Source organism: Pseudomonas sp. P9_35, assembly GCF_034008205.1.
Lineage (GTDB): Bacteria > Pseudomonadota > Gammaproteobacteria > Pseudomonadales > Pseudomonadaceae > Aquipseudomonas > Aquipseudomonas kilonensis.
Genome location: NZ_CP125373.1, coordinates 4,757,529 through 4,778,695, shown reverse-complemented (window position 1 = coordinate 4,778,695; position 21,167 = coordinate 4,757,529). Strand labels below are relative to the sequence as shown.

Annotated in this window: 20 protein-coding genes, 4 tRNA genes and 1 pseudogene; 16 read left to right on the top strand and 9 right to left on the bottom strand. The window is 58.7% G+C overall.

Annotation, left to right across the window (positions count from 1 at the left end; genetic code table 11):
• Positions 1–50: 50 nt before the first annotated feature.
• Complete coding sequence (locus tag QMK47_RS21045; RefSeq protein WP_320389277.1) at positions 51–1,094, bottom strand: sensor histidine kinase; 1,044 nt, start codon at positions 1,092–1,094, stop codon at positions 51–53.
• On the bottom strand, positions 1,094–1,852 hold the full coding sequence (locus tag QMK47_RS21040) for a response regulator (RefSeq protein ID WP_253476945.1): 759 nt from the start codon (positions 1,850–1,852) through the stop codon (positions 1,094–1,096). The genes QMK47_RS21045 and QMK47_RS21040 overlap by 1 nt, the downstream gene beginning before the upstream one ends.
• Before the next feature lie 290 nt (positions 1,853–2,142).
• Between QMK47_RS21040 and pyrF the strand changes: the two genes are divergently transcribed.
• Positions 2,143–2,841 carry an orotidine-5'-phosphate decarboxylase gene (gene pyrF, locus QMK47_RS21035; protein WP_320389276.1) on the top strand — a complete coding sequence of 233 codons (699 nt, stop codon included), beginning with the start codon at positions 2,143–2,145 and terminating at the stop codon, positions 2,839–2,841.
• A 67-nt stretch (positions 2,842–2,908) separates the two neighbouring features.
• Here pyrF and QMK47_RS21030 read toward each other — a convergent pair whose 3' ends face one another.
• Positions 2,909–3,913: an NADP-dependent oxidoreductase gene (locus QMK47_RS21030; protein ID WP_253476940.1), complete on the bottom strand. Its 1,005-nt coding sequence runs from the start codon at positions 3,911–3,913 to the stop codon at positions 2,909–2,911.
• Positions 3,914–4,139: 226 nt separating this feature from the next.
• On the opposite strand from QMK47_RS21030, the gene QMK47_RS21025 reads away from it, so the two are divergent.
• The 4 genes and pseudogenes from QMK47_RS21025 (at position 4,140) to QMK47_RS28795 (ending at position 8,566) form a co-directional block, all read left to right on the top strand.
• Positions 4,140–4,901 carry an SDR family oxidoreductase gene (locus QMK47_RS21025; protein WP_057451989.1) on the top strand — a complete coding sequence of 254 codons (762 nt, stop codon included), beginning with the start codon at positions 4,140–4,142 and terminating at the stop codon, positions 4,899–4,901.
• A 204-nt stretch (positions 4,902–5,105) separates the two neighbouring features.
• The gene (locus QMK47_RS21020) at positions 5,106–6,488 is read left to right on the top strand and encodes a PLP-dependent aminotransferase family protein (RefSeq protein ID WP_258689053.1); all 1,383 of its coding nucleotides are present in this window, start codon (positions 5,106–5,108) and stop codon (positions 6,486–6,488) included.
• 110 nt (positions 6,489–6,598) lie between these two features.
• A pseudogene (locus tag QMK47_RS28800) lies at positions 6,599–7,657 on the top strand (methyl-accepting chemotaxis protein); the annotation flags it as partial.
• Positions 7,658–7,684: 27 nt separating this feature from the next.
• Positions 7,685–8,566 carry a methyl-accepting chemotaxis protein gene (locus tag QMK47_RS28795; protein WP_371128556.1) on the top strand — a complete coding sequence of 294 codons (882 nt, stop codon included), beginning with the start codon at positions 7,685–7,687 and terminating at the stop codon, positions 8,564–8,566.
• A 165-nt stretch (positions 8,567–8,731) separates the two neighbouring features.
• Here QMK47_RS28795 and QMK47_RS21010 read toward each other — a convergent pair whose 3' ends face one another.
• Positions 8,732–9,490: a hypothetical protein gene (locus tag QMK47_RS21010; RefSeq protein WP_253476929.1), complete on the bottom strand. Its 759-nt coding sequence runs from the start codon at positions 9,488–9,490 to the stop codon at positions 8,732–8,734.
• Positions 9,491–9,861: 371 nt separating this feature from the next.
• On the opposite strand from QMK47_RS21010, the gene QMK47_RS21005 reads away from it, so the two are divergent.
• The 5 genes from QMK47_RS21005 to QMK47_RS20985 all read left to right on the top strand — a co-directional run bounded on the left by QMK47_RS21005 (position 9,862) and on the right by QMK47_RS20985 (position 11,179).
• Positions 9,862–9,937 (top strand) — tRNA-Glu (locus tag QMK47_RS21005).
• Between the two features lie 2 nt (positions 9,938–9,939).
• Positions 9,940–10,015 (top strand) — tRNA-Gly (locus tag QMK47_RS21000).
• Positions 10,016–10,119: 104 nt separating this feature from the next.
• A tRNA-Glu gene (locus QMK47_RS20995) sits at positions 10,120–10,195 on the top strand.
• Between the two features lie 3 nt (positions 10,196–10,198).
• Positions 10,199–10,274: transfer RNA gene (locus QMK47_RS20990), tRNA-Gly, on the top strand.
• 272 nt (positions 10,275–10,546) lie between these two features.
• The gene (locus QMK47_RS20985) at positions 10,547–11,179 is read left to right on the top strand and encodes a LysE family translocator (RefSeq protein ID WP_214509682.1); all 633 of its coding nucleotides are present in this window, start codon (positions 10,547–10,549) and stop codon (positions 11,177–11,179) included.
• A gap of 68 nt (positions 11,180–11,247) precedes the next feature.
• On the opposite strand, the gene QMK47_RS20980 is transcribed toward QMK47_RS20985, so the two are convergent.
• From QMK47_RS20980 to QMK47_RS20965, 4 genes are all read right to left on the bottom strand, one after another.
• Entirely contained in the window at positions 11,248–12,504 is a 1,257-nt protein-coding gene (locus tag QMK47_RS20980) for a PLP-dependent aminotransferase family protein (RefSeq protein WP_258689051.1), read from the bottom strand.
• A gap of 62 nt (positions 12,505–12,566) precedes the next feature.
• A complete protein-coding gene (locus QMK47_RS20975) occupies positions 12,567–13,712 on the bottom strand; it encodes a PLP-dependent transferase (protein ID WP_253476923.1) in 1,146 nt (381 codons plus the stop codon).
• Complete coding sequence (gene amrS, locus QMK47_RS20970) at positions 13,709–15,193, bottom strand: AmmeMemoRadiSam system radical SAM enzyme (protein ID WP_253476921.1); 1,485 nt, start codon at positions 15,191–15,193, stop codon at positions 13,709–13,711. The genes QMK47_RS20975 and amrS overlap by 4 nt, the downstream gene beginning before the upstream one ends.
• 102 nt (positions 15,194–15,295) lie before the next feature.
• On the bottom strand, positions 15,296–16,009 hold the full coding sequence (locus QMK47_RS20965) for a YczE/YyaS/YitT family protein (protein WP_214509686.1): 714 nt from the start codon (positions 16,007–16,009) through the stop codon (positions 15,296–15,298).
• A gap of 187 nt (positions 16,010–16,196) precedes the next feature.
• On the opposite strand from QMK47_RS20965, the gene QMK47_RS20960 reads away from it, so the two are divergent.
• Entirely contained in the window at positions 16,197–16,628 is a 432-nt protein-coding gene (locus QMK47_RS20960; protein WP_003204346.1) for an Lrp/AsnC family transcriptional regulator, read from the top strand.
• Positions 16,629–16,675: 47 nt separating this feature from the next.
• Here the strand turns inward: QMK47_RS20960 and QMK47_RS20955 are convergent, their stop codons facing one another.
• Positions 16,676–17,545 (bottom strand): response regulator transcription factor, encoded by an 870-nt coding sequence (locus QMK47_RS20955; protein ID WP_320389275.1) that lies wholly within the window; start codon positions 17,543–17,545, stop codon positions 16,676–16,678.
• 312 nt (positions 17,546–17,857) lie between these two features.
• Between QMK47_RS20955 and QMK47_RS20950 the strand changes: the two genes are divergently transcribed.
• The 5 genes from QMK47_RS20950 (at position 17,858) to cpaB (ending at position 21,122) form a co-directional block, all read left to right on the top strand.
• Positions 17,858–18,052 (top strand): Flp family type IVb pilin, encoded by a 195-nt coding sequence (locus QMK47_RS20950; protein ID WP_008070254.1) that lies wholly within the window; start codon positions 17,858–17,860, stop codon positions 18,050–18,052.
• Between the two features lie 156 nt (positions 18,053–18,208).
• Positions 18,209–18,403 carry a Flp family type IVb pilin gene (locus QMK47_RS20945; protein WP_109754421.1) on the top strand — a complete coding sequence of 65 codons (195 nt, stop codon included), beginning with the start codon at positions 18,209–18,211 and terminating at the stop codon, positions 18,401–18,403.
• A 26-nt stretch (positions 18,404–18,429) separates the two neighbouring features.
• Positions 18,430–18,960 (top strand): prepilin peptidase, encoded by a 531-nt coding sequence (locus QMK47_RS20940; RefSeq protein WP_320389274.1) that lies wholly within the window; start codon positions 18,430–18,432, stop codon positions 18,958–18,960.
• Positions 18,961–18,962: 2 nt separating this feature from the next.
• Positions 18,963–20,291 (top strand): AAA family ATPase, encoded by a 1,329-nt coding sequence (locus QMK47_RS20935; protein ID WP_320389273.1) that lies wholly within the window; start codon positions 18,963–18,965, stop codon positions 20,289–20,291.
• Positions 20,292–20,306: 15 nt separating this feature from the next.
• On the top strand, positions 20,307–21,122 hold the full coding sequence (gene cpaB / locus QMK47_RS20930) for a Flp pilus assembly protein CpaB (RefSeq protein WP_214509690.1): 816 nt from the start codon (positions 20,307–20,309) through the stop codon (positions 21,120–21,122).
• The last annotated feature ends 45 nt before the right edge of the window (positions 21,123–21,167 follow it).

Below are 21,167 nucleotides of genomic sequence, written 5' to 3'. Positions count from 1 at the left end.
ACAGGCCTCTATCGCGAGCAAGCTCGCTCCCACAGGGGAGATAAGAGGGCTTAGAGACGAGGCAGGCTGATCACCGCCGTCAACCCACCCCCTGGTGTCTCTTCCAGGGTTAATTGCCCGCCCAGGCGTTCGCTGGCTTCCCGGGCGATGGTCATGCCCAGGCCGACGCCGCCGGAGTTGCGGTTGCGCGAGCCTTCCAGGCGAAAGAACGGCTCGAACACCGCTTCGCGTTTGTCCGCCGCAATACCGGGACCATGGTCGATGACTCGAATCAGCACCTGCTTGTGTTGGTCGTCCAGGCTAATCAAGGCACGGCCGGCGTAGCGCAGGGCATTGTCGATGAGGTTGTTGAGGCACGAACGCAGCGCCATCGGTTGCACCTGCAGCGGCGCGCAGGTACCGCTGACCTGCACATCGGCGCCCTGGTCCTGGGCGTTTTCGCTCAACGATTCCACCAAGGCCTGCACGTCCATCCATTGCAGCGCTTCACTGGTGCGCTGTTCATGCAAGTAGGTGAGGGTGGCATCGAGCATGCCGATCATGTCGTCCAGGTCCTGGCGCATCTGGCCTTGCAGCTTGATGTCATCGATCTGCTCCAGGCGCAGCTTGAGCCGCGAAAGCGGCGTGCGCAGGTCATGGGACACCGCGCCGAGCATGCGCGAACGCTGCTGCACCTGCTCGAGAATCCGTTGCTGCATCAGGTTGAACGTATGGGCTGCCTGTCGCGCCTCACGGGGACCGTTTTCATCCAGCGGCGGGCTGTCGAGGTTTTCGCTCAGGCGTTCGGCTGCATCGCTCAGGCGCTGGATGGGTCGGGTCAGGAGCTTGGCGCCGTACCAGGCCGCGATGATCAGGAACACGAACTGAAATGTCAGTGGCACCACCGGCCCGCCGAACCAGGGCCGCGGAGGGCGGCTGGGGGGCGGACCGAAGCGCGGGGGGCCTTCGGCTTGTCGGGAAAATTCCGGCGCAGGCCCGGGAGGCGGCCTGTCGTAGTGAGAAAACCAGGCAAACGCCAACAGATGCGCCAGGACAATCGCCAGCAACAGCACGCCAAACAGGCGGCCGAACAGGGAGTCGAGGCGCAGTTGCATCAACCGATGTCCCGCGCGTCGAACAAATAGCCCTCACCGCGCACGGTCTTGATCAGTTGCGGGGCCTTGGGGTCGTCGCCCAGCTTCTGGCGCAGGCGTGATACAAGCAGGTCGATGCTGCGGTCGAAGGCCTCGATGGAGCGCCCGCGAGCCGCGTCCAGCAGTTGTTCGCGGCTGAGCACTCGGCGTGGCCGTTCGATGAAGACCCACAACAGGCGGAACTCGGCATTGGACAGCGGCACCACCAGCCCATCGGCGGAGATCAGTTGGCGCAGCACGCTGTTGAGTCGCCAGTTGTCGAAACGGATATTGGCCCGCTGCTCGCTGCGGTCGTCGCGCACCCGGCGCAGGATGGTCTGGATACGCGCCACCAGCTCCCTGGGTTCGAACGGCTTGGCCATGTAGTCATCGGCGCCCAGCTCCAGGCCGATGATGCGGTCGGTGGGCTCGCAGCGGGCGGTGAGCATCAGGATCGGGATGTCCGATTCGGCGCGCAGCCAGCGGCACAACTGCAAGCCATCTTCACCTGGCAGCATCAGGTCGAGCACGATCACGTCGAAGTGCTCGGCCTGCATTGCCTGGCGCATGGCCGCGCCATCGGTCACGCCGCTGGCGCGTATGCTGAAGCGGGCCAGGTAATCGACCAGCAGCTCGCGGATCGGCACGTCGTCATCGACGATCAGCGCGCGGGTGTTCCAGCGCTTGTCATCGTCGGGTACTTTTTGATCGCCAGAATTTGCAACAGGGGTGTTCTGCATGGATGCATCATCTGCCAGGTAGGCTGCCAACCGCAAAGCAGGTGGCGAGGTTGAGCCCTCAGCATAGGCTTCGTGCCGCGAGGCGTGAAGCGCTGAAAGGACGGGTTGCGGTGGCGGACGGTAGCGTGTCGACGTGTTGTACGCATGTCATGAATGTATCGGCTTCGACACAAAGGCCGGTATCGTCCATGCTGCTGGGGGGATGATGAGATTTACCGATCATCGGGTCCCGCACGGGCGCTCGTTCCGCTACAATGCGCGCCGATTTCGACTTGCCTGAGAGCCCGCTCATGTCCGCCTGCCAGACGCCCATTATCGTCGCCCTGGATTTTCCCACCCGTGACGCCGCCCTGAAGCTGGCCGACCAGTTGGACCCCAAGCTTTGCCGGGTCAAAGTCGGCAAGGAACTGTTCACCAGTTGTGCTTCGGAAATTGTCGGGACCCTGCGCGACAAGGGTTTCGAAGTGTTCCTGGACCTGAAGTTCCACGATATTCCCAACACCACCGCCATGGCCGTCAAGGCCGCTGCGGAGATGGGCGTGTGGATGGTCAACGTGCATTGCTCCGGTGGCCTGCGCATGATGGCGGCCTGCCGTGAAGTGCTGGATCAGCGCAGCGGCCCGAAACCGTTGCTGATCGGCGTGACCGTGCTGACCAGCATGGAGCGCGAGGATCTGGCCGGGATCGGCCTGGACGTCGAGCCCCAGGAGCAGGTGCTGCGGTTGGCGGCGCTGGCGCAGAAGGCCGGCCTGGACGGTCTGGTCTGTTCGGCCCTGGAGGCCAGCGCCCTGAAAGCGGCTCACCCGTCGCTGCAACTCGTGACGCCGGGGATTCGTCCGACGGGCAGCGCCCAGGACGACCAGCGTCGCATCCTGACTCCGCGCCAGGCGCTGGACGCCGGTTCCGATTACCTGGTGATCGGCCGTCCGATCAGCCAGGCCGCCGATCCGGCCAGGGCGCTGGCGGCGGTCGTGGCTGAACTGGCCTGACCTGACCCCGAAGATCCCTTGGTGTGGGAGTGAACCTGTGGGAGCGAGCTCCCACAGTGGTTTTGTGTCAGACCTTGAGCACTAGCTTCCCGAAGTTCTCCCCACTGAACAATTTGGTCAGTGTCTCGGGAAATGTCTCCAGGCCTTCGACAATGTCTTCCTTGCTCTTGAGCTGCCCCTTGGCCATCCAGCCGGCCATTTCCTGCCCGGCGGCGGCGAACTGCGCGGCGTAGTCCATGACCACGAAGCCTTCCATGCGCGCCCGATTGACCAGCAGCGACAGGTAGTTGGCGGGACCCTTTACCGCTTCTTTATTGTTGTACTGGCTGATTGCGCCGCAAATTACCACGCGGGCCTTGAGGTTCAAGCGACTGAGCACGGCATCGAGGATGTCGCCCCCGACGTTGTCGAAATACACATCCACGCCCTTGGGGCATTCGCGCTTGAGGCCTGCGTGGACGTCTTCGTTCTTGTAGTCGATGGCGCCGTCGAAACCCAGTTCATCGACCAGGAACTTGCATTTGTCGGCCCCGCCGGCGATGCCCACCACGCGACAGCCTTTGATCTTGGCGATCTGCCCGGCGATGCTGCCCACCGCACCGGCGGCACCGGAGAGCACCACGGTCTCGCCAGCCTTGGGCGCGCCGACGTCCAGCAGGGCGAAATAGGCGGTCATGCCTGTCATGCCCAGTGCGGACAAATAACGTGGCAGCGGTGCCAGTTTCGGATCGACCTTATAGAAACCTCTTGGCTCGCCGAGGAAATAATCCTGCACCCCCAGCGCACCGTTTACGTAGTCCCCGACGGCGAACCCCGGGTTGTTGGAGGCAATTACCTGGCCGACACCCAATGCCCGCATCACTTCGCCGATGCCGACCGGCGGGATATAGGACTTGCCCTCGTTCATCCAGCCGCGCATGGCCGGGTCCAGGGACAGGTATTCGTTTTTCACCAGGATCTGGCCGGCTGCCGGTTCGCCGACCGGTACTTGCTGATAGGTGAAAGTCTCGCGGGTCGCCGCGCCTATCGGGCGTTTGGCGAGCAGGAACTGGCGATTGGTCTGGGCAGTCATGGCGGGCACTCAAGATGAATGAAGCCTTGTTGATAGACCTTCGAAGCGCTTGTCGCAAGGTTTGCTGACATAGCGAATGCAGTTCGATCCAACCCAGTGATAGTTCGCCTGGGGGCCTTATCACTGGCGCCCATGAGTGCTCAAACGGCAGTTGGATAGTGCTGCCGCGCCCTCGGGACCTGTGACTAGACTGGCGGCATCTCCCGCATTCTTCGAGGAACAGACAATGAGCATGACGTTTTCCGGACAGGTCGCCGTGGTTACCGGCGCTGCCGCTGGTATCGGCCGGGCCACTGCCTTGGCGTTCGCGGCAGAGGGCCTGAAAGTGGTGGTGGCCGACCTGGACGTGGCGGGCGGCGAGGGCACGGTGCAGTCGATTCGTGATTCGGGCGGCGAAGCGGTGTTCGTGCGCTGCAACGTGACGCTGGAAAACGATGTGCAGCAACTGATGGACGAAGTGATCAAGACCTACGGTCGCCTTGACTACGCCTTCAACAACGCCGGGATCGAGATCGAGAAGGGCAAGTTGGCCGACGGTACCCTCGATGAGTTCGACGCGATCATGGGGGTCAATGTGAAGGGCGTCTGGCTGTGCATGAAATACCAACTGCCATTGCTGCTGGCCCAGGGTGGCGGGGCGATCGTCAACACCGCCTCGGTGGCGGGCTTGGGGGCAGCGCCGAAGATGAGCATCTATGCGGCGTCCAAGCATGCCGTGATCGGCCTGACCAAATCGGCCGCCATCGAATACGCCAAGAAGAAAATCCGCGTCAATGCAGTCTGTCCGGCGGTGATCGACACCGACATGTTCCGTCGTGCCTATGAAGCAGACCCGAAGAAGGGCGAGTTCGCCAATGCCATGCACCCGGTGGGGCGTATCGGCAAAGTCGAGGAGATCGCCAGCGCCGTGCTGTATTTGTGCAGCGACGGAGCGGCTTTCACCACGGGCCATTCCCTGGCGGTGGACGGCGGCGTCACAGCGTTCTGAGGTCGTGCCCATTAGCTTGTAGGACGAAGCCCGCACTGGTTGCGGGCTTTTTCGTGTGAGGCCGAAAAAACCTCGGAACGGCCCTCAATGTGTTTCAAAGGGTGAGAATCGACGGTTTTGGCGACGTTGTCGTACATCGTCCCGTAGCGGCCTGTGCTTAACTGTTTCCGGAAATAAAACAAACGCTTAGGAGCTTGGTTACTCATGGAGTTGAGAATCGACCGACAGGCCCTGGTGCCTGTCGTGCAGCAAATCGTTGACGCGCTGACCGGCTGGATCCGACAGGATGCGGTGCAACCGGGAACTCGGCTGCCATCCGTGCGCCAACTGGCGCGGGAGAACCTGCTCAGCCAGTCCAGCGTCAATGAGGCGTGTGAACGCCTGGTCGCCCAAGGCCTGTTGGCGTCCCGCCATGGTTCCAGCTTTTTTGTCGCCCCACCCCCTCCGCCCGAGCCCACCGATCAGAATCGACAGCAAGACACGTTCACCGACGGGGGCGACAGCTCGCAATGGGAATTGAAGCTGGGGTGTGGCGGGCTGCCCGAGAGCTGGCGTGAAAGCGATGACCTGGGCTACGCGATCCGTCAGGTCACTCGCACCGACATGGCGGGATTGTTCAACTACAGCACGTCGTTGGGGCTGCCTGCCCTGCGTGAGCAACTGTCCAGGCGCTTGAAACAATTCAATATCGAGGCCGATAAAGACCTGATCCTGACCACCACCGGAGCGACCCACGGGCTGGACCTGATCGTACGGACACTGTTGCCGCCGGGTTCCTGCGTGGTCGTGGAGAGCCCCGGCTATTCAAGCCTGTTCGACCTGCTCAGGTTGCACGACATCGACATGATCGAACTGCCCAGGACCCCGCGCGGCCCGGACGTCGATGCGCTGCAAGACCTGCTGGCGATGCACCGGCCCACTGCGCTGTTCGTCAACAGCGCCTGCCATAACCCGACCGGCACCAGCCTGGCTCCGGCCGTCGCTCAACGGCTGCTGCAATTAACGAAGGAACACGGCGTACTGGTGATCGAAGACGATGCCTATGGCGATTTCCAGAGCTCGGCACGGACCCGGCTGGCGGCACTGGATCCGGAGGTGGTCTACGTGGGCAGCTTCTCGAAAACCCTGAGCAGTTCGTTGCGCGTCGGTTTCGTGGTGGCCGGGCCTTCCATCATCGCGCGCCTGAGCGAGGTCAAGGGCATTACCAGCATGGGTGGCTCGCGGTTCTGTGAGTCGGTCCTTGCCTGCCTCCTGGCCAATGGTGCCTATCGCAAGCTGGTCCAGCGCCAGCGGCAGCGTCTGGGTGCCGATATGGCGGCGCTGTTGCAGGTACTGGAAGACGCCGACTGGGAGGTCTTTGGCAAACCGGTCGGTGGGCTTTTCATCTGGGCAAGACCGCCATTGTGTGACTACGCTGGAGTACAACGTCTGGCCAGGCGGTTCGGCGTGCTGTTGTCTTCGCGTACCGCGTTCAGCCCTTCGGGCGCCGACAGCGACTGGCTACGGATCAACGTGGCGTATGCCCGTGACCCCAGGGCGCTGGCGTTCTTCCGGGCCGCGGCTCTGGATCGACCTCTAGTGTCCTGAAAACGACGCGGCTGTAGCTTTTTGCCATTATTCCGACGCCAGCATCTTGTGTTGCAGGGCGTCTCGTTGCGAATCTGCAATCAACACACGCTGGCAGAGGACTGAGCGCAATGATTTCGGCCGTGCAAGGACGTTTTGCCAACCTCGGTATGGCAAAGAAACTGGGTATCGGATTTGTCCTGGTGCTGTTGCTGACCGCAGTGGTCGCGGCCATCGGTGTCTGGTCCCTGCAGACCATCAGCTATCGCTTCGATGGCCTGAAACAGATGTCCTCCCTCAACAGCGGGTTGCTCAAGGTCAGGCTGCTGGAGCAGGAATACGCCTCGCGCTCCGATCCCAAGACGGCCGACGCCCTGCGCCAGGGCGTCGATGGGCTGGTGGCCCAGGCGAACGAACTCAAGGTGCAGTCGGCTGCCAACGTGCCAGTGATGAACGACGTGGAGCAGGCGCTGGCCGCGTATCGCAAGGCGTTCGACGAATTTGTCGGGTTGAGCCAGAGCAAGGACCTGGCGCTGGAAATGGCCAGTTGGTCGGTGTCCAGTGTCGCCAATAACCTGGATGTGTTGCAGGCCGGGCTGGCGGATGACGGCGCCTATACCTTGAAAGATTCCGAGGGCAAGGAGGGTGCCGAGTTCATCGAGCAGGCTAACCAGGTCAGCGAAGTATCACGCTTGATGTTGCAGGCCATGAACGAAGCACGGGTCCGCCTGGACCAGAGCCGCAAAGGCAATGTCGAGGGCGCCGGAGAAGGCAGCATCGAACAGGCCGAGCAGGCGATGAAACAGGCCGAAGTGCTCAAGACCACGGTCAAGGACCCGGGTTACCAGACCGTGCTGAATGAAGTGGCCGGGCATATCGCCGGGTTCAATGAACAATTGGCCGAATACACCGGCCTGCTGGCGAAGGAAAAAGTCGTCTACCAGCAACTGCACGAGCGGGCCGACCAAGTGGTGGCGCGGGTTGACCAGGCCTTCAGTGCCGAAGACCAGGCCATGCAGACCGAGCTGAAGAAAAATTCGCTGCTGATCATCGGTTCGTCGGCCTTGGCGTTGCTGGTGGGATTGATCGCGGCGTGGGTCATAACCCGGCTGATCGTGACGCCGCTGCGCAGTGTCATTCGCGTGGCCCGGCAGATTGCGTCGGGTGACTTGAGCGCCACGGTCGAGGTGACGCGCCGGGATGAAATTGGTCAGTTGATGCAGGCGATGCAACAGATGGGCGCGGGGCTGAGCAGTATCGTCAGCGGCCTGCAGGCCGGCATCGAGCAGTTGGCCAATTCGGCCCAATCGCTGTCGGCCGTGACTGAACAGACCAACCTGGAAGTCAGCAGCCAGAAAGAGGAAACCGAGCAGGTCGCCACGGCGATGAACCAGATGACGGCGACTGTGCATGATGTGGCACGCAACGCCGAGGAAGCCGCACAAGCGGCCCAGACCGCCGACGACAAGGTCGAAAGTGGCCAGCAGGTGGTGCGGCAGAGCATGGTGCGCATCGAGCAGTTGGCCGATTCGGCCACGTCGGCCAGCTCCAGCATCGAGAGCCTCAGCGCCGAGATCCAGAACATCGGCACGGTGCTGAGTGTGATCAAGAGCGTGGCCGAGCAAACCAACCTGTTGGCACTCAATGCCGCTATCGAGGCGGCCCGGGCCGGGGAGCAGGGCAGGGGCTTTGCGGTCGTGGCCGATGAGGTGCGGGCGTTGGCCAGGCGCACGCAACAGTCCACCGAGGAGATCGAGCGACTGGTGAGTGCCCTGCGTTCAGCGGCCCAGGCTTCCGTGCAGCAGATCCAGAGCAGCGGCGAGTTGGTGAAGATGGCGGTCAGCGATGCACTGCAGACCGAAAGCGCCTTGGGCAGTATTGCGGCGGCGGTATCGCTGATCCAGCAGATGAACCAACAGATCGCGGCGGCGGCCGAGCAGCAGAGTTCGGTGGCCGAGGAGATCAATCGCAGTGTCACCAGCATTCGCGCCAGCGCCGATCAATCGTCCCTGGCGATGCGCGGCAATGCCGCTTCCAGCATCGAGCTGGCGCAGTTGGGGGTTGAGCTGAAAGGGATGGTGGGGCATTTCAAGTTGTGAGCCGGTGGTGGCTCGACATATACCCTGTGGCGAGGGAGCTTGCTCCCGTTTGAGTGCGGAGCACTCATCATTAAAGAGCTGCTACGCCCGAAGCCCGCGGCGTCGGACCGGCCCAGCGAGAGCAAGCACCCTCGCCACAAGGGTGCTTGATCCAGCCAAGTAATCTCAGTCGTAAACCTTCTTCTTCTTCCACTCGTCGTTGACTTCGGCGTCCTTCAGCCCTTCGGTCAACTGGTTGACCTCGCCTTCGACCGGCTGGGTGCTGGCCAGGACCTGGGCATTGGCGCGGGCCAGGAGTTTCTCCAGGTAGGCCAGTTGTTCGGCGTAGACCTGGGGTTCCTGTTGCTTGCGCAGGTACTGCACGCCGCGCTCGAAGGCCAGGCGGGCCTGCCCGGGTTGTTCCTGCTGCAGGGCTTGCTGGCCGAGGTTGTTGAAGAACTCGATGTGCAGCAGTACCAGGATGTGCCGCACTTCGCGAATCCAGCGCTTGGCTTCGTTAGACGGCAGGAAACCGTCCTGGGCGGCGCGAGTGATCTGGCCGTGCAAGGCCTCGAGCAGAAAACGTACGTCCTTGGCCTTGGCTTCTGTCAGGATCGGTGCCGGTGGATTGTTCACCGGGATCGATTCACCTTGGGCGGCCAGTGCGCTCAATTCGTCCAGGCGTGCCTTGACCGCGGAATTGGTCTTGTCCAGGTTCAGCAAACGCTGGCAGGCGTTCATCTCAAGGCGCGTCATCAACAACTTCAGGGCAGGGGTCATCAACTGCCCGGGGAAGGTTTCGGTGAGCTCGCCACAGCGACGCATGCGGTCGTTGAGTTCTACCTTGGTGCGGGCCTTTTCCAGCTTGTTGTTTTCCACCACGTGGTTCATGTAGCCAATGGCGATCAACAGGGCGATCCCGGCTACGACGAGCAGGGTGATCATGAGTGGTGTCACCGGTAAGACCTCTTTATTGTGGTACGCATGTCATCAGTGTAGTGGCTTGGCTTTTAAGCGCATAGGCCCGAGCGACGCGATTAGACGGGCGTCGTGCTGTTTATAGGAAGCATAAACGGGTGGATGCACATTGCCATCATTTGCCGGGCGCGACTATAGCGTCTCGGCGGCTGACAGAATATAGGCGTCAGAGACCGGGCGGACAAAATGTCCGGATTGCCCCCAAACCGGGCGAAGTCATTGATTTAAATAAATTTATATCTGGGGGTTGACGACCCTTCAATCCATCCATAGAATGCGCGCCACTTACAGCGTAAAGCACTCAGCTAAACGCTCTAAGCAGTGAATGTTGTACGTGTGTCCCCTTCGTCTAGTGGCCTAGGACACCGCCCTTTCACGGCGGTAACAGGGGTTCGAGTCCCCTAGGGGACGCCAATGCGGGAATAGCTCAGTTGGTAGAGCACGACCTTGCCAAGGTCGGGGTCGCGAGTTCGAGTCTCGTTTCCCGCTCCAATTTTAAACAGCGTTGCTTTCGGGCAGCGCTGAGTGAAACCAGAGCCAAATCTTCGGAGGCGGATCTGGGCACTGGAACACACACCATGTGTTCCGGGCAGCGTGTCCCCTTCGTCTAGTGGCCTAGGACACCGCCCTTTCACGGCGGTAACAGGGGTTCGAGTCCCCTAGGGGACGCCATTTGCGGGAATAGCTCAGTTGGTAGAGCACGACCTTGCCAAGGTCGGGGTCGCGAGTTCGAGTCTCGTTTCCCGCTCCAAATTCAAAAAAACGCCGCTCATTTGAGCGGCGTTTTTTTATGCGCGTAAAAAAGCCATCTCAATGCCCAGGGTTATGTATCCGGCGCTCAAGGGCCTTTAACCAGCGATTTGCCTTGTATGAGGGGGCTGGCGACGATTTTCCTTAATATTGAAGGGGAGTGGAGAATACTTCCTGCAAAATTTAAGGGAAAACGCTTAGTAAGATTAATAGTTCATTCCTAAAGAAATGCACTTCTCCTAACCTTCCAGTACCCCTTCTGGAGATGCATTTATGCTGATATTCGTTAAATCGATGGTCATTGGGCTGTGCATTGCAGCCCCTGTGGGACCCATTGGGCTGTTGTGCATACAGCGAAGTCTGATGCTTGGGTGGAGAGCCGGTTTCGCGACGGGATTGGGCGCGGCCACAGCCGATTCGATCTATGGATTCATCGGTGCCCTGGGTGTCACCGCCATCATTGCGACGCTCATCAGCTTTAAACCCTGGTTGTGTATTTTTGGTGGGTTGTTCCTCGCCTACATTGGTTATCAGACAATACGATCGAAGGGCGGCTCGACGGCCATGGCGGGTGAGCGGGCCAATATGTTCAAAGCCTACTCGACGACGCTGTTCCTGACGCTTTCCAACCCCATGACCATCTTGTCGTTTATCGCGATATTTGCCGCGTTGAGTGATGGTATGGCCAGTGACCAAGGCGGCCAGCACGCCTTGCTGCCGATGGTGACCGGTATCTTCCTGGGCTCGGCTGCCTGGTGGCTGGGGTTGAGTGGGTTCTCCTCCATTTTCAAGGCGCGGATTGCCGAATCAAAGCTAAGGCTGATCAACTACTTTTCAGGGGCAACCATCACCGTCCTGGGGGCCTACCAGGTCGCCACTGGCGTCATGCTGGCCACGGGAGCCTGACCCGGAGCTTATGCCTCGCTGAGCGAGGCATAAGCCTTGGTATTCCCCCTGCAATACACGCAGACGTTTTATTGCAGCTTGAACTCGACGTACGCCCTGAAACGGCCTATCGCCTGGGTGATTTGCGAGGTGGTTGCATTGCTGAACGACAGCCTGACCTGGGTGGTGGCCTCATTCATCAGCGAAAACAAGGTGGTGGGAAATACAATCACCTTGAACAACCTGGCGCATTCGCGCATTTCAGAATATCCAAAGGCGAAAGGCAGCTGCACGTTGATGAAGAAGCCGCCTGCCGGATGATTCCAGCTGACCGCTCTTTGGGCGCCGACCTTGAATGGGAATTCGCGCTCAAGGCATTCAAGCATGTGATTTCTTTTCTTTGTGTAAGACAACACCCTGGGTTGGTTCAGCCCTTTCAACGAGTAGTCGTGCTCGATCAGCAAGCCTGCGACAACCGCTTGGCACAGAGCGGGGGTATTCACCGTGATCAGGCTTTTGGCCTTGCTCAATCGGCCGCTGAAGGACATGACCCCCGTGCCCTCTGGGGCGACCACATAGCCCATGCGCAAGCCCGGGAAAATCGATTTGGCAAACGAGCCCAGCAAGAATACCCGACGGCTGTCGATGGACTTCATGGACGCAATGGCATCGCCGTCGTACCTGAAGTAACGGTAGGCGGTGTCTTCGAGGATGAAAAAATTCTTTTCATCGGCCAGGGAGAGCATGGCTCTCCTGTTGTCATGGGAAAGGCTGTCGGCGGTAGGATTGCTAAAGTCCGCAATTGCATAAAGCGCCTTGATTCTTTCACCTCTGGATTCCAGTGCTTCGATGAGCCTGCGCAGGGCGATCGGATCAAGAAAGGCAGCCATGGGGACGGGGGCTACTTTTATCCCCAGCAATTTTGCGATGCCGGTGATCCCGGAAAACACCGGGTCAGGTACCAATAAAACCCCACCGCCTTCAAAAATGGACAGGAGCGTCAAGGTGCAGGCTTCTTGAAAGCCCATGCACACCACAATGCTTTCAGGGTTGGAAACGTTGATCGCTTCATCCACCTGCAAATGGTTGGCGATTATTTCATTGATGATTCCAGAGGTTTTTCCATATTGGCAAAGCAGCGTCGCCAGTGACTGTTCGGTGCCGGCAACGTGATCCTTGTATTGGGCCAGGCCCCTGTCGATGAGCGAAGGGTCGCACTGCTCATCATCGGGTCGACCGGAGGCCAGTGAAATGGCCTCCGGGTTTTCTTGGGCAATGGAGTTCAGTAGGTGGATGACGTTCAGGATGGGGTCGTCGAATATCGTGTTTTCGAATGCGCTGGACACTTCGCTTCTCCATAAAAAAAGCAACGAGCCATTGAAGGCCCGTTGCTCATGATCAACACCCGCTACGCAGGATCGAGTGAGCGTTCTTGATCGACCTTGCTCTGCGTGGCTTCGAATGCTTGCAGCAGGTCCTCCTTGAGGTCTTCCAGGTCCTCCAGGCCAAAGCACAATCGAACCAGGCCTTTCTCGATGCCCATGTCCGCTTTTTCCCGATCCGTCATCGAGGCATGGCTGCCACTGAAGGGCTGGGCAACCATTGATGTCACGCAGGCCATCCCAGTGCCCGTGCCAAACCATTTGAGCGCGCTGGTGAACGTTTTGTAGAAGGGAACCAGATCGGGCCGAATATCAACAAACACAATGCCGCCATAACCGGTCAGTTGTTTGCCATCGACGCGTGGGTAATAGACATGCTCAATAAAAGGCAGCTCGCGCAGATAGTTGAGCATGCTGGATGTCGTCTGGCTGTGTTTCTCCATGCGCAGGTTGAACGTCTGCATGCTTCTGCGAAGCAGCCATGCGCTATTGGGGGTTAATATCGTGCCTGAGTAAAAGCGACCTTCAAGCAGGCGGTTATAAATCTTCTCGTTGTTGACCAGAACCAGGCCGCCCATGACATCGCTATGCCCAGAGAAGTATTTGGTTGCGCTGTACAGGGAAATGTCGGCGCCAAAATTCAACGGCTTCTGGAATATCGGCGTGGCCCAGGTATTGTCAACGACTACCAGCGCCTGCGGGTTGATTTGCTTGACGGCCCGGCTGACTGCATGAATATCAATGTCTTTCAGGAACGGATTGGTCGGTGTTTCGAAAATGACCATGTCGACGTTCGCCGGCAATGCCTTCAACCCGTCTGCCGTGGTGAGATCCAGAATCGTCAGGTCTGCGCCGATACGTGCCGCATACCGCTGGAACAATTTATAAGAGCAGCCATAGATGTATTTGTTGATGACCAGTGAAGCACCCGGTTTCAACAGTTCCAACACCATGTAGATGGCGCTCATCCCGGTGCTGTAGGCCAGGGCATATTCGCTGCCCTCCAAGGATGCGACAACCTGTTCCAATTCACTCACATTGGGATTGGCCTTCCTTGAGTAGAAGAAGGCCGAGTCAGCGCTGAAGGCGCTGCACTGATAAATAGGCGTGACCGAAGGGCGCGCGTCCCGGTCATCGACCTTGATATGAAGTATTTCAGTAGACACTTTCATGCCTGGCTGACCAGTTTGATGACCTGTTCATACATGTTCTGCTTGCCCTCGTAACCAATGGTCGGGGTAATGTCGTTTTGCGAAATACCAATTTCTTCAATCGATTCCGTGGGGAAGTGAGCCCTGTCGAATACTTCATGAAGGTTCGAGTTCACCCCGTTGGGCAGCCAGACCTCAGGACCGGTTTCATCGATGCGTGCCTTGGCAATAATGAATCGATAGCTTTCGTGTGGCCGCAGCGTCAGTGATTTCCAATCGCTGTTGTGCCCGTCCGTATAGTTGCGCCGCAGGTAGACGGTCTGTTCGAAATCTTCGGTATTGAGCACTTGGGCGTGCAGCGACACGATATCCCCATGCCACTCGAACTTGCGTTTCTCGTAAGCGCTCAGCGCGTCCTCGCGCAGCTCGACAGGGGCGTTCGCCTGATGCTCGCCGAGCAATTTGAAATGCGCATCGTGCCCGCATTGAGAGCAGCAACCCTTGCTGTCCAGCCCGATGATTTCAGCGTTCAAACCGTAGCGGGTGACGAGCAGGGCGTTACATTTGTTGCAGCTGGTATTGGTTCCCTCGACGTCATTCACGTTGCCCAGGTAGACATGCTCAACGCCCATGCTCCGAGCAACGTCCCGAGCCTTCAGCAGCCGGTCCACAGGGGTACGGATGCTGTTGCTCATCTTGTAATCGGGGTGGAACCTGACGAAGTGCAGCGGCACATTCGGGCCCAGTTCATCCAATACCCACTGGCTGATTTTCCGGGCCGTTTCCTCGTCGTCGCTGATGTCGGTCACCATCAAGGTGCTGACCTCGACATATTTGCCGGCGTCGTAGACCTTCTTGATACCTGCCAGGACTGGCTCTACCCAGCCGGTGGTGACCTTGCGGTAGTATTCCGGGGAAATGGATTTCAGCGAAATCGAGAAAATATCGATGACCGGCAGTAATTCATCAATGGCTTCTTCACTGATAAAGAACGCCGATTTATACAGGTTGATCAGGCCCGCTTCCTTGGCCAACTTTGCCGTGTCGAGGATGAATTCATGCCAGACAACGGGATCGTTATACGTCCAGGAAATGACGCGTATTCCGTGCTTGAGTGCGGTTTCCACAACTTGTTCAGGGGTGTAGTAGTAAACGTCTTTGTCGGTGACGTACTTGGCTTGCGAGGTCTTCCAGTTGTGGCAATAACCGCAGTTGAGCATGCAGCCGATATTGCCCAGGGACAGGATCCGCTCTCCAGGGGCAAAGTGGAAAACGGCTTCGGTCTCAATCGTTTCTTCCGTGCTGTGAACGCCTTTGCCGTAGTTCAATGTAACGAGTCTGCCGCCGCGGTTTCCGCGCACTTTGCAAAAACCTACCTTGCCCTCCTGTATGACACAGTTTCGTGGGGAGAGATGACACTTGACGACGCCCCCCGGAAGTATTTCTTCCAGTTTTGCCGGGCTGCTTTCCAAGGTCCAGTTCTTATTTTTTGTAGTGTCCATCTTTCTCAGTCCTCATCACGGAAGTTGCTATCAATATCATCGGTTGAAAAAGTCGAGGCGAAACAATCCCGCTGCCATGGATGGCAACTATCTTTATGGGTATTAGTAGGCGGATGAAGCGCGAATCAATCCATAGTTCTTGAGAGAAAAGCGCTTGGCATTCATGTTCATGAAGGGTTGAATAAGCGGGCCGATCACTAGCAGGAATGCAATCGTTCCCACGCCGAACGGGCCGCCTAAAAGCCATCCGCTCGAAAAGATGCCGATTTCAATGATCATTTTGGCTTTGGTGAATGACCAGCCCCACTTGGAGACCATGGTCAGGACCACCAGGTCCATGATTCTGATTCCAATACCGCTCATGATGATCAACGCGGAGGAGTAGGCACATAACATCAGTCCCGTCGCCAATAACGTGTACTCATTCATTCTCGCGATCAAATACTCTCCGAGCCCCAACCATGACCAGAGATCAATCAACAGACCGGTCAGTGTTGTTGTAATAAAGGGACTTATCGGCGGGTATTTTTTGTTCCAGAGCATCCACCATGTGAGGAAGAAGAGGGACACGATAGCCGAACAAATGCCCATGCCAAGCATAAGTATTTTATCGATGGAAATGATCAAGACGTCTAATGGATCGGTACCCAGTTGACTGATGATGAAGCACTTGGCACCCAGCGAAAAGAAGCCGACCCCCGTCAAGTACATGAGGATCTGGTCCTTCTTGAAGCGGCGAAGATTTAGCACTTGCGTGCCAATGTGCTGGGTGAAAGAGTATGACTTTTTTCCACACTTTATCTTTTCATCTTCCATGCGAATACCATCCCTGGAGAGAATATTTTATTATGAGTGCGTCACGCTAAAGAGCAGGGCTATTGATTGCCCTCGGCTTTCAGGCTGGAAATAGACTAGCGTCCTGCTTTATTTTGGTGCATGCTTTTTTTAATGAAAAACGCGCGCTTTTCATTAAAATTTATACTTTTAACCGGGGAAAACGCACATGGATCGTATAGACGTCAAAATCCTGGGTAAGGTACAGGACTGTGGTCGCATTTCCATCACAGAGCTTTCCAAGCACGCAGGTCTTTCTATTCCTGCCACCAATGACAGGTTGCGTAAACTTGAAGACTCAGGGGTCATCAAGGGCTATTGCGCTCAGTTAGATCCCACCAAGCTGGGGTACGGCATATCGGCTGTCGTCGGCATCACCACCCTCAAGCCGGCGAAATCCAAACTGATCGCGACGCTCACCGACATACCCGAAGTCGTCGAGTGCCTGCACATCACGGGAAACGACTCCTATCTGATCCGGATCTACGCCAGATCCATGGCTGAAATCGAGGACATCATTGCGAAAATCAACGCGTACGGAGAGACGCGGACCAGCATTGTCCTGTCCATTCCTATCGAGAGAAGAAAGCTCGCCCCATGAGCCTGGGTGCTGCGCACTGACTACGTGCCTTGCTAAACAAATAGGGCTCACCCCTCAAGACTGTGCACCAGGTTTTCAATCGCTTCCAGAGCCGCTTCATCCACAGAGGATGGCGCAGGACGTGCGCTGCGTACCTGGTACGCAAGACGGTACTCACTGGGGGTGCAACTGGCGTATTGCTTGAAGGCGCGGGCGAAGTAGGACGGGTCCTTGAAGCCGGCCTCGTAGCCGATGCTGGTGATGGGCATCTGGCTGTTGTCGAGCAGTTCCTTGGCAAAGCTCATGCGTTTGTTCAGCACGTAGTCGGTGAAGCCGAGCCCGTTGGCTTCCTTGAACACCCGGCTGAAGCGAAATGTGGTCATGCCGCAGCGCTTGGCCAGATCGCGCTGATCGATGCTTTCGCGAAAATGCTGGTCGATGTACAGCATGATGTGGCTGAGGGCCTGGTGTTTCTGGTGCCCGGAGGTCAGGCGGATACTGTCCGGCAGGGTCGGGGAGTGGTCGATCTGCGAGGTCTTTGCCCGGCCATTGGTATTGCGACGCAACTCGCACAGTTGCACCACGGCCGTCAGGTAGCGCCTTCTCTCGGCGGTAGACAGGGGCACCACCATGTATTCCCAGACGCTGGAGCGCATGGCCCACACCGCCAGTTCTTCGGAGTGCTGCACGGTGAACATGGTGATGGGGATGGCCGGAACGGTCCGCTTGATCTCCAACAGGCGCCGCAGGCCCGGCGTGTCCGGGCGATCGAAGTGGATGCAGATCATGTCGACCTGTTCCCCGCTGGGCAGCATGGCGTTCTTTGCCAGCGTGCAGTCGCAGCTGTCCTGGAACTGGGAGACGAGTTCCTGGGTGGACCGATCGTGAGTCAGATCGAACCATAACAGCTTTGGTTTTTCAGTCAGACTTGGCGCCATAGGACGACTACCCAGAGGTTCTTCCTGCCCTTTAGCTAGCAGTATTGTCACAGTGCTATCACTTCGCCGAATAAATTTTTATAAAAACCCGGTCTTTTAGCGCCGTCCCTGCCACGAGACGCTCGCGGGCGCCCGTTTGCGCTGCGGCACGGATGGATTTTCCGACCTCCTGGCGTTTCTCATCCCCCGCAAAAAAATCCTAGCGATGTGCAAAATCCTCCTAACGGCTATGACCACCTGCTGACTAGGGTTGCATCAGGCAGTTCGCAATGTACTGCCTCTTTGAAAAACAACCCCAATGAGGTGTGCGAAATGACTCTTCAAACTATCAAGGCTTCGGTACTGAAGTTCGCCAAAGATGAAGACGGCCTGACCATTGTGGAATACGCCGTGGCCGGTGGGTTGATCACCGTATTGGTGGCCGCAGCCTTTGTGCTTCTGGGTGGTGCCGTGAATACCAAGATCCGTGCACTGTGCCAGGCGGTCAACGGCAACGTTGCCTGCTGACAGCGACAACTTGCGGTGACGGGGACACGGTAACTTTCAAGGAATAACGCTTGCGACTCTTTTGCAGTGAGTACAACGAATAAATCAAATGGACTTCGCGCTGTCCCCCTCCAACCAGGTTCTAGCAGTACTTCTTACCAGCGTGAGGTTCATGAAATGACTCTCCAGACAATAAGCACTTCGATCAGCAAGTTCGCCAAAGATGAAGACGGCCTGACCATTGTTGAATACGCGGTGGCGGGTGGCTTGATCACGGTGTTGGTGGCGGCGGCATTCGTCCTTCTGGGCGGCGCCGTGGATACCAAGATCCGGGCGCTGTGCCAGGTCGTCAATAGCAACGTCGCCTGCTAACGCTAATCACACTAGGGAGATGCATCATGTCCATGGAACTGCTGGTGTCGACGGTACTGCTGCTAGGACTGCTGGGTGTGGCGGTGGTGAGCGATCTGCTTCGCCACCGCATCCCCAACACCCTGGTCCTGTTGGGCCTTGCCCTGGGCTTGGCCGGCCAGGTGTACGCCGATGGGATCGGTGGCCTGGGCGACAGCCTGTTGGGCATGCTGATCTGTTTCGGGCTGTTCCTGCCTATGTACGCGGTCGGTGGCATGGCCGCCGGTGACGTCAAGCTGATGACCATGGTCGGCAGCTTCCTGCCTTTTCATTACGCACTGTGGGCGGCGCTGTTCAGCCTGATCGCCGGCGGTGTGTGCGGTTTCCTGATCGTCCTGGCCCGGGGCCAATTGCTCCAGACCCTGGGGCGCTACTGGTTGATTGTGCGAGCCCAGGCCTACCTGGCGCCGACTTCCGATGAGGTGGCCGGCAAACCCTTTCCTTATTCGATTGCGATCCTGATCGGTACTTTGAACAGCGTTTACTGGCAACTGGTTGCCGGCGGCTGGGGAGTCTAGTCATGCACGTCATCAACGATAGCGATGCCTACCCCAGCGAACGGGAAGCGGTCCAACGCCTGGCGCCACAACCTTGCACCATTCGCGACACCGGCCTGACCGACAGCTTCCTGGGTGAGTTGGTGTGCAAGCACCTGCACGATGCCGGTGTGCTGGACATGTCGCGGCTGGTGGAGCGCCTGGCCCTGACCGGCGCGGTACTGGAAGAAGTCCTGGCGTTCCTGCGCAAGGACGGTCGCGTCGAAGTACTGGGCCAGTTGGGGCAATCAGGCGGGCAGACGCTGCGTTATGGCCTGACCGAGCGCGGCCGCAGTTCGGCGCGTGACGCCCTGGCCCGTAGCGGCTACATCGGCGCGGCGCCGTTCCCGGTGAGCACCTATCGCTCGCTGATCAAGATCCAGACCATTCACCATGGCCGCATCACCGCCAAGGACATGCACCAGGCGCTGGCCGGCATGGTGTTGAGCCAAGGCATGCTCGATCAGTTGGGCGTCGCCCTGAATTCCGGGCGGGCGATCATGATCTACGGCCCGGCGGGCACGGGCAAAACCTATGTCAGCAGCCGATTGATCCGGCTGTTCGCCGAGGCGATCTGGGTGCCCCATGCCATCGTCATCAACGAGTCGGTGATCGAGATCTACGACCCGCAGGTGCACCAGCGCCTGGATGACAACGGCCAATCGAACAACCTGATGCTCAACGAAGGCATCGACCGCCGGCTGCTGTGCTGCAAACGCCCGATCGTCATTACCGGCGGCGAGCTGAACATGGAACAGCTGGACGTGCGCTACGACCCGTTCACCCGGCAATACCAGGCGGCGTTGCAGCTCAAGGCCAGCAATGGCCTGTTCATCATCGATGACATGGGCCGCCAGCGCATGGCCCCGGCCGAATTGCTCAATCGCTGGATCGTGCCCATGGAGGAGAAGCGCGACTTCATCAACCTGGGCGGCGGCCGGCATTGCGAATTGCCGTTCGACCTGGTGCTGGTGTTTTCCACCAACCTCAATCCCCTCGAATTGGCCGACGAGGCCTTCCTGCGGCGCATTGGCTACAAGGTGCAGTTCGGCTACCTCAAGCCCGAGGAATACGAACAGATCTGGCGCCAGGAGTGCGAACGCTTGGGCATCCCCTATGACCCGCTGCTGGTGCGCTATGTCCTGCAGCGGTTGTATGCAGCCGAAGGCATGCCGCTGGTGCCTTGCCATCCCCGTGACCTGTTGAACATGGCGCTCGACCGCCAGCGTTACCTGGGCGGTTCCGGGCCCCTGTCGCCGCAAGAGCTGGAATGGGCCTGGCACAACTATTTCGTTCAGCTCGACTTCCTTTGATCTGGAGATACCGACATGAGCTCTCGTACGCTTCCGCTGATAGGCATTTCCCTGGTAATGGGCCTTGGTGCCGCATGGATGGCTGACTCCTGGCTGAGCGCGCGACTCAACGCGACCCCCGACGATCACTTGCGAAGCGTGGTGGTCGCCACGGTGGAAATCCCCTTCGGGCAAATGGTCGAGGCCCAGCAAGTCACGACCGTGCGCATGCCCATGGACACGATCCCGGACGACGCCTTCGATTCCAGCGAACAGGCCGTGGGCAAGATCGCCACCTTCGACATCCTGCGCGGCGACATCGTGCGGGGTGCGCGGCTGAGCGAGCACTTGGGCGGCAGCACCCTGGCTTCGCTGATCGCACCGGACAAACGGGCCATATCGGTGCGTGTGGATGATGTGGTCGGCGTGGGTGGCTTCCTCTTGCCCGGCAACCGAGTCGATGTCTTGGCGACCAAGACCACCAGTGCCGGCAGCAACAGTGCGACATCCCGGACTCTCCTGGAAAACCTGCGGGTACTGGCCGTGGACCAGACCGCAGGCACGGACAAGACCCAACCCGTAGTGGTGCGGGCCGTGACGCTGGAAATGTCCGCCACCGAAGCGGAATTGCTGGTCACTGCGCAGACCGAGGGCAAGTTGCAATTGGCCTTGCGCAACCCGTTGAACCTGGAGAAGAAGGCCGTGGCCGTTGCGCCGCCAGCCCCTGCGCCGGTCATGGCGATGGCGGCGGCCCCGGTGCCAAAACCTGTGGTGCTGCGCAGTGCCAAGCCGCAAGGCGGGGCGATCACGTTGATCCGTGGGATTGAAAGCAGCGTGATCAATGTTCGCTGAGTGACGCCTCCATGCCAGGCCGTTACGGGCCGTGGCGATGCCGAT

What these genes read in the sequence shown, in the direction of transcription:
- QMK47_RS21045 (WP_320389277.1), bottom strand. Translation starts at nt 1,094, where the DNA reads ATGCAACTGCGCCTCGACTCCCTGTTCGGCCGCCTGTTTGGCGTGCTG.
- QMK47_RS21040 (WP_253476945.1), bottom strand. Translation starts at nt 1,852, where the DNA reads ATGCAGAACACCCCTGTTGCAAATTCTGGCGATCAAAAAGTACCCGAC.
- pyrF (WP_320389276.1), top strand. Translation starts at nt 2,143, where the DNA reads ATGTCCGCCTGCCAGACGCCCATTATCGTCGCCCTGGATTTTCCCACC.
- QMK47_RS21030 (WP_253476940.1), bottom strand. Translation starts at nt 3,913, where the DNA reads ATGACTGCCCAGACCAATCGCCAGTTCCTGCTCGCCAAACGCCCGATA.
- QMK47_RS21025 (WP_057451989.1), top strand. Translation starts at nt 4,140, where the DNA reads ATGAGCATGACGTTTTCCGGACAGGTCGCCGTGGTTACCGGCGCTGCC.
- QMK47_RS21020 (WP_258689053.1), top strand. Translation starts at nt 5,106, where the DNA reads ATGGAGTTGAGAATCGACCGACAGGCCCTGGTGCCTGTCGTGCAGCAA.
- QMK47_RS28795 (WP_371128556.1), top strand. Translation starts at nt 7,685, where the DNA reads ATGCAGGCGATGCAACAGATGGGCGCGGGGCTGAGCAGTATCGTCAGC.
- QMK47_RS21010 (WP_253476929.1), bottom strand. Translation starts at nt 9,490, where the DNA reads ATGATCACCCTGCTCGTCGTAGCCGGGATCGCCCTGTTGATCGCCATT.
- QMK47_RS20985 (WP_214509682.1), top strand. Translation starts at nt 10,547, where the DNA reads ATGCTGATATTCGTTAAATCGATGGTCATTGGGCTGTGCATTGCAGCC.
- QMK47_RS20975 (WP_253476923.1), bottom strand. Translation starts at nt 13,712, where the DNA reads ATGAAAGTGTCTACTGAAATACTTCATATCAAGGTCGATGACCGGGAC.
- amrS (WP_253476921.1), bottom strand. Translation starts at nt 15,193, where the DNA reads ATGGACACTACAAAAAATAAGAACTGGACCTTGGAAAGCAGCCCGGCA.
- QMK47_RS20965 (WP_214509686.1), bottom strand. Translation starts at nt 16,009, where the DNA reads ATGGAAGATGAAAAGATAAAGTGTGGAAAAAAGTCATACTCTTTCACC.
- QMK47_RS20960 (WP_003204346.1), top strand. Translation starts at nt 16,197, where the DNA reads ATGGATCGTATAGACGTCAAAATCCTGGGTAAGGTACAGGACTGTGGT.
- QMK47_RS20955 (WP_320389275.1), bottom strand. Translation starts at nt 17,545, where the DNA reads ATGGCGCCAAGTCTGACTGAAAAACCAAAGCTGTTATGGTTCGATCTG.
- QMK47_RS20950 (WP_008070254.1), top strand. Translation starts at nt 17,858, where the DNA reads ATGACTCTTCAAACTATCAAGGCTTCGGTACTGAAGTTCGCCAAAGAT.
- QMK47_RS20945 (WP_109754421.1), top strand. Translation starts at nt 18,209, where the DNA reads ATGACTCTCCAGACAATAAGCACTTCGATCAGCAAGTTCGCCAAAGAT.
- QMK47_RS20940 (WP_320389274.1), top strand. Translation starts at nt 18,430, where the DNA reads ATGTCCATGGAACTGCTGGTGTCGACGGTACTGCTGCTAGGACTGCTG.
- QMK47_RS20935 (WP_320389273.1), top strand. Translation starts at nt 18,963, where the DNA reads ATGCACGTCATCAACGATAGCGATGCCTACCCCAGCGAACGGGAAGCG.
- cpaB (WP_214509690.1), top strand. Translation starts at nt 20,307, where the DNA reads ATGAGCTCTCGTACGCTTCCGCTGATAGGCATTTCCCTGGTAATGGGC.